We start from the raw sequence: 4970 nt of genomic DNA on the forward strand, positions 1-4970 counted from the left end.
CTTCCTTGGCGTACACCACTCTTAACACGTGACCGACCTCCGGACCCATGACCGCCGAGGCCAACGAACAGAACGTGGCGACGAAACCCGGGCCGTGCGCGGGGTCGTTCGGGTCGCTGAGATGGTGGGCCACCTCGTGGAGCACGACGAGTTCCCGCATGGCCCACTCGGCGCTCAGCCCTTCGGGCACCGCGATCACCGCCACCTCGCCGCGCCGTTCGTAGTGCGCGGCGGTCGCCGCGCGCCGGGCCCGGACCTTCACCGGCCCCCACCGGCCGTGGCGTTCGACGACGCCGGGCAGAGCCAGCACGTCGTCGACATAGCGCTGGATCGATTCCACCGACGCGAACCTCCCCTCCGGCGGCAGAGTGAGGCTTGCGCCGAAGAAGTCGACGGTGCGCGAATTGTGTTGGGCGGCGCGGTCGAAGAGGGTCCGGACGAACCGCTCGGCCGCGTAGACCCGGGAGCGCTGAATGTCCCGGGCATTCACCTCGACAGCCGACTCCGCGCTCCCGGCAACTCGGGGCTGCCGCCCAGTCGGGCGTTGCGGCCCGCCCGGTCACCGGCCCGGCGCGCCGCCGAGGAGTAGCCTGCCGACGAATTGCTGGCCCGCCAGGTTCCCCGGGCCTTGGACTGTTCGCGGTAGTGATCGCGCAGTTCAACCTCTTTGTCACGCAACGCAAGTGCGGTCCCCGGCGCCGAGTGACCGGACTCGGTCGCCTCGCGTCTGGCTTCGTCGCGCGCCTGGGACAGCCGCTGCCCGATCCGGTTACCGAAGGCCAACTGGAAGTTCAGCCGGGCGGTGATCGTCGGAGTGGGCCGGTGCTCGCCGGTGGCCAGGTAGGCGTCGCAGGCCCGCACCATCTGCACCACCAGGCTGGCGTAGAGGGCGTGGGTGGCGTCGATGTCCTCGGCGAATCCGTAGGCGTAGACGAAGGTCGAGTTCGAGGCGACGTCGCAGCGCACGTCATTGGCCGCGGCGATAACGGCGAACAACTGCACGTAGGTGCGCAGGCCGCGGCTGCCGGGCTCGCCGATGGTGATGGTGCGCTGGGTGGGCACCTGGGCGGCGGTCCGGGTGGCGGAGTGCGCGCGGGCGACGGCGAGGTCGATCGACGTCGTGGTGGCCAGCCGTTGGGCGGCGGCCATGAACGCCTCGGCCTCGTGGGCGTTGTCGGTCCCCTCGGCTTGGCTCAGCAGCGCAGCGATCCGGGCCAGCATCTTGTCGTCGGTGGTCATGGGCGTCACCTAAGCATCACCGGGTGACGAATGTGTTCAGCGCGTCGGTCAGCTGTGCACTCAGCGGCGCCTTCTTCGCGTAGTTGGCCACGCTGTCGCTGGGATCGTCGCGCAGCACGTGGTTGACGCCCCTGAGTTCGACCCGGGTCAGCGCCGTGTGTTCGAGCGCGGCGGCCAGTGGCGCGATGCCCGTGCAGCTGGCCTGGGCGTCGGCGTCCGAGCAGGTGAGCAGAACCGGCGTGCCGTCGGGGATGTCGGCGGCGAGGTCGAGCGGGTCGATGGCGTCGGCTTCGGCGACCGCTTTGACGTTGTGCGGGTTGACTATCGCGCTCAGTCCGTCGGGAAGTTTGTCCGGGACGGTCCCGCTGCTGCGGATCTGGGCCACCGCGGCCTCCCAGGCGGCCTGCACCTGATCGGCCTGCTGCCGGGTCTTGGCGCCGCTGCGGACCGCCGCTGCGAGGTCACCGTCGACCCGGCTGCCGATCAGGTCGAGGTAGCGCGCCCCGAGCGGCTGCAGAAGACCCAGCGAATGAATCCCGGGCGCCCCCGGCGAGGTGTCGTCGGCGAGGGTCATCGCGTGAATAGTCCCCTCCCCCAACGCATATACCGAGATTCGTTCGACGCCGGACCGACCGGCGAGGAACCGGGCGGCGGCTTTGGCGCCGCCAGTGTAGACGGCGCTGCCGACATCCGTGGACCGGTCGGCGTGCGGCCCGAGACCGGTGGCCCCGGTGCCGACCTTGTCGTAGCGAAGGGTGGCCACACCGCGCTCGGACAGGTACTCGGCGAGTTGGCGCATGTTGCCGATCGGGCCGGCGACGTTGTTGTCGCCGTTGCGGTCGGTGGCTCCGCTCTCGGAGATGAGCAGCGCGGCCGGTCCGGCCCCTCCGCCGGTGAGGTGGCGGTAGGTGCCGTGCAACGTCAGGCCGTCGGCCTCGAAGGTCACCTCGTCATCGACCCACACACGCTCGGCCGTGCCGGTGGGTCCGCAGCCGACGAGCAGCGACACCGTCAGGACCGCGGCAGTCGGCCGCCACCTCACAGCCGCGCCTGGATCCAGGTGACGACGTCGTCGAGCACCCGATCGCGCTCGGGCTCGTTGAACACCTCGTGGAAGAGTTCCGGATAGACCTTGAGTTCGACGTCGCGGGAACCGACGTGCTCGACCAGGCGACGGCTGCCGTCGGCGGAGACCAGACGGTCCTCCTCGCCGTGCACCACCAGCAGCGGAGCGGTGATACCCGGCGCCAGCGCGGGCATCCTCTCACCGACGACCAGGAGAGCCTTGCCGATACCGGCGGGCACCTTGCCGCGGTAGACCAACGGGTCGGCCTTGTAGTCGGCGACCACCTTCGGGTCGCGCGACACCGCGTCGGCGTCGATCTCCTCGATGGGCAGGTCGGGGAAGATCGAGCCCAGCGCCTTTCCGATGACGGCCTTCGCCTTGGACACCCCGGTGTGCGCTGCGATCGCCGGCCCGGACAGGATCATCAGGTCGTAGTCGTCGGCGTGCGTGGCGCCGTAGGCGAACACGATCCCGCCGCCCATGCTGTGGCCCAGCACGATCACCTTCAGGCCGGGATTCTCCTCGCGGGCGATCCTGACCAGTTCGCGGTAGTCGTGGACGAACTCCTCCATGTGCCGGACCCGGACACGCTTGCCGCCGGCCCGGCCGTGGCCGCGATGGTCCAGCGCATAGGTCGCCAGCCCGGCTTCCCCGAACCGTTGCGCCACGTGGTCGTAGCGGCGGGCATGCTCGCCGTAGCCGTGCGCCAGCACGACGACGGCCCGCACCTCACCCGTCGGCTTCCAGACGTCGTAGACGATCGGAACGCCGCCATGACCGGGAAACGTCCGCTCCATCCGTTCTGCCATCAGGCCAGCGTAACGGCCCCTCGGGGGCCCAGTGCCATGCCCCGCCGCCCCCCGGGCCCCGCGCCGCCCGCCGTCGGTTACCGGACCGATTCCGGCCGTCCGCCGGCCCGTTACTTATGTTGACAGTGTTACCGATGTGGCTATCGTTGGATTCCAACCGGAATCCGACGAGAGGCCGACCAGCAGATGCGCCGGATCAGGCGGCTGTGCGCCGCGGCGGGCTGCGCGGTGCTCACCTGCGCGACCACGCCGGCGGCGTCGGCGGCGGCCGGCGAGCAGCTTGCGCAGGCGATCGCGGCCACCCGCGGAAGCTATCTGGTGTACAACTTCGGGCCCGGCTTCCCGGCGCCCATGCTCAACGCGGCGGGCACCCGGTACGAACTGGCCCGCGGCGGACGGCTGATGATCGTCAAGTCCGCCTCGCAGCGACTGTCGCCGCACCTGCTGGTCGACACCCACCAGGGCTATCAGGCCCGCTGCGAACGGACCCCCGGCGCCCGCACCCGCGACGGGCTGATGCAGGCCGCGGAGACGTATACCCCGGTCCAGGCGTGGCAGGCACTCGGTCGGCCGACCATCGCCGTCAACGCCAATTTCTTCGACGTGCGCACCCAGGTCGGGGGGTCGTGGAAGACGACCGCCTGCAGTTCGCCCCTGGGCACCTACGTGGACAACACCGGCGGCCGGGGGACGGCCAACATGGCGGTGACCGGGACCCTGGCCTATGCCGGTAAGCAGGCCCTCTCCGGGGGCGACGAGGTGTGGACGGCGTTGACGACGCTGATCCTGCCGGTGCGGGGAGCGCCGTATCTGATCACGCCGAGGGACAGCCGCGACTACGACGCCGCGTCCCCGGCGATCGCGTCGCTGATCGACGGCGGCACCCGGTTCGTCGCCGTGGCGGGGTTGAAGCTGCTGGCGCCCGGCGACACCGGCCAACTCAACGACCCCGGGCCGAGCGCGGCCCGCACCGCGGTCGCCTACAACCGGGGCAAAGACGAGATGTACGTCTTCCAGGGCGGCGCCTACACCCCCGATCAGGTTCAGGATCTGTTCCGCGGCCTGGGCAGCGACACCGCGGTGCTGCTCGACGGCGGCGGATCCTCGTCGGTCGTGCTGAGCCGCGACACCGGCGGGATGTGGGCCGGCGCCGGGTCGCCGCGCGGTTCCTGTGACACCGCCGAGGTGCTGTGCGACGCCCGGGAACGGGCCCTGCCCGGTTGGCTGGCCTTCGACTGACGCTACAGACCGAGCTTGGGTGAGAGGTCCAGCGAGGTGACGGTGGTCATCCTGGTGACCCGCCAGTCGCGTCCGTAGCGCCTCATCTCCAGCCGGTAGGACAGGTACTTCATCGCCGGGATGTTGTTGTTCTTCGGGGTGGTCGACGTGGTGTTGGTGTAGACGATCGCCGTCGCCTCGTCGGGCTGCGGTTCGCCACGCAGCGATTCCACCCCGGCGCCGACGACGTTCGTGGTGCTGGTGACCTTCGCCTGTTTGTTGGTCGGCGCGATCGCGTCGAGGTACTGGCGATATTGCGCCTCGAAGTCGCCGCCGAGATACTTCGCCGAGCGGTCGGAGAGCCGGTCCATATCCTCGGGCGTGTAACTCCACAGCGTGGTGATCGCGTCGGCCGCAGTCCGGGCGATCCTGAGCTTCGTTTCGACCTCGGCCCGGTCCATCAGATACGACTGGACGGCGGCGCCGGCGAACCCGCCGGCGAGCACGAAGCCGGCCACGGACGCCGCGGCGACGGCGTTCCGGCCGCGCCCGGACCGCACCCGCTTGGCCGGCGCCTCCTCGCCGGTGACCGGCGCCTCAACGGCGGCGGCGGCTTCGTCCCCGGCTTCGTCCCCGGC

At 70.5% G+C, this 4970-nt stretch carries 6 protein-coding genes; 1 reads left to right on the top strand and 5 read right to left on the bottom strand.

What is annotated here, in order from left to right; all coding sequences use genetic code 11:
- The 4 genes from ADBZ5U_RS05865 to ADBZ5U_RS05880 form a co-directional block, all read right to left on the bottom strand.
- Nucleotides 1–490, bottom strand: a 490-nt coding sequence (locus ADBZ5U_RS05865; protein ID WP_526263339.1) for a TIGR04338 family metallohydrolase, incomplete at its 3' end; no start/stop codon positions are given.
- Nucleotides 487–1239 (bottom strand): DUF2786 domain-containing protein, encoded by a 753-nt coding sequence (locus ADBZ5U_RS05870; RefSeq protein WP_526263341.1) that lies wholly within the window; start codon nt 1237–1239, stop codon nt 487–489. The genes ADBZ5U_RS05865 and ADBZ5U_RS05870, both read right to left, overlap by 4 nt.
- 16 nt (nt 1240–1255) lie before the next feature.
- Complete coding sequence (locus tag ADBZ5U_RS05875; protein ID WP_526263343.1) at nt 1256–2281, bottom strand: alpha/beta hydrolase family protein; 1026 nt, start codon at nt 2279–2281, stop codon at nt 1256–1258.
- Nucleotides 2278–3114, bottom strand: coding sequence for an alpha/beta hydrolase (locus tag ADBZ5U_RS05880; protein ID WP_526263345.1), 837 nt, complete (start codon nt 3112–3114; stop codon nt 2278–2280). Before ADBZ5U_RS05880 ends, ADBZ5U_RS05875 begins: the two co-directional genes overlap by 4 nt.
- A gap of 186 nt (nt 3115–3300) precedes the next feature.
- On the opposite strand from ADBZ5U_RS05880, the gene ADBZ5U_RS05885 reads away from it, so the two are divergent.
- The gene (locus ADBZ5U_RS05885; protein ID WP_526263347.1) at nt 3301–4353 is read left to right on the top strand and encodes a phosphodiester glycosidase family protein; all 1053 of its coding nucleotides are present in this window, start codon (nt 3301–3303) and stop codon (nt 4351–4353) included.
- 2 nt (nt 4354–4355) lie between these two features.
- On the opposite strand, the gene ADBZ5U_RS05890 is transcribed toward ADBZ5U_RS05885, so the two are convergent.
- Nucleotides 4356–4970: Mce protein (locus tag ADBZ5U_RS05890; RefSeq protein ID WP_526263349.1), on the bottom strand; the 615-nt coding region annotated here is incomplete at its 5' end.

Source organism: Mycobacterium sp. (genome assembly GCF_040398885.1).
Taxonomy (GTDB): domain Bacteria; phylum Actinomycetota; class Actinomycetes; order Mycobacteriales; family Mycobacteriaceae; genus Mycobacterium.

Coding starts and splice junctions, on each gene's coding strand:
- ADBZ5U_RS05870 (WP_526263341.1), bottom strand. CDS start 1,239: ATGACCACCGACGACAAGATGCTGGCCCGGATCGCTGCGCTGCTGAGC.
- ADBZ5U_RS05880 (WP_526263345.1), bottom strand. CDS start 3,114: ATGGCAGAACGGATGGAGCGGACGTTTCCCGGTCATGGCGGCGTTCCG.
- ADBZ5U_RS05885 (WP_526263347.1), top strand. CDS start 3,301: ATGCGCCGGATCAGGCGGCTGTGCGCCGCGGCGGGCTGCGCGGTGCTC.